Annotated in this window: 2 protein-coding genes; both read left to right on the top strand. The window is 42.6% G+C overall.

Translation table 11 applies throughout. From position 1 onward, the window contains the following. Positions 1-407, top strand: a 407-nt coding sequence (locus tag R7O12_RS26860; protein WP_318127111.1) for a substrate-binding domain-containing protein, incomplete at its 5' end; no start/stop codon positions are given. A gap of 148 nt (positions 408-555) precedes the next feature. Next, positions 556-1,045: DUF3391 domain-containing protein (locus tag R7O12_RS26855; protein ID WP_318127110.1), on the top strand; the 490-nt coding region annotated here is incomplete at its 3' end.

The raw sequence follows: 1,045 nt of genomic DNA, 5'->3' as shown, positions 1-1,045 counted from the left end.
TGAAAACAGCAGGCATCGACATTGATGAAAGTTGGTGTGAAGAAGGGAATTACGGCAGACAAAGCGGTTATGATGCGATGGCTTCCATTTTGAAACGTCACCCAGAGGTAACCGCAGTATTTTCATGCAGCGAAGAAATGACGGTTGGGGCGATGCAATATCTTCATGAGCATAAAATTTCGGTGCCGGAGCAAATCTCTTTGACCAGTTTTGACAGTGTAGACCTATGTGAAAGTTTGTACCCGACGGTATCTGCGGTGCATTTCCCTATTAGTGATATGGCGCGAGCAGCAGTGCAAACGTTAATGGGGTTAGTAAAAAAACAGGAAGACATAGAAAAACCTGTCTTCGAAGCCAAGCTAAAACTGCGTCATGCGGATCGAGTATTAAAACAAGACTCTGATTGATACTCAGGTATGAGCTTGATTCAAATTATGAACAACACATTGGTTCTTAACGCGAATGACTCGCACTTGTGAGTTCTTATTGATGAATTTATTTACAGAATCTACTACTATTCTTGGTTTATCGTGAAAACTTAATAGTAGTGAAAAAGTGGCAGCAATTAAACTTACAGTGGATCGTCTTCAGCCGGGATTACATATCCGCCTTCCGCTAAAGTGGAACGATCACCCCTTCCTACTCAATAGCTTTAAAATTAAAGACCAGGAACAGATCGAGATGATTCGTCATCTCGGTGTGAAGTTCGTGTACTTTAATCCAGAACAAAGCGACGCCGAACCATTGCCCGTCAATCAAATCCAAACGGACTGCACAACAAGCAATGAATCGTTGGATCTAGAAACGCAAAAACTGTGGCAAGAAAAACAGAAACGAATTGAAAAGCTCAGTGCATATCGTCGACGAGTGATTCAGTGTGAGAAAGAGTTTGAGCGCTCACTTGCGCGGATGCGATCAGTCATGACGAAAATTCGTAACCGCCCAACTGCCGCTGTTGATGAAGCTCAACTGTTAATAGAAGACATTGTTGAGAAGTTGATGTGCGATGATAATGTCACGCTTCATCTAATGAACGGCAAAAACG

It is taken from the genome of Vibrio sp. Vb1574, from assembly GCF_033338675.1.
This window is presented reverse-complemented; position numbering and strand designations above follow the sequence as displayed.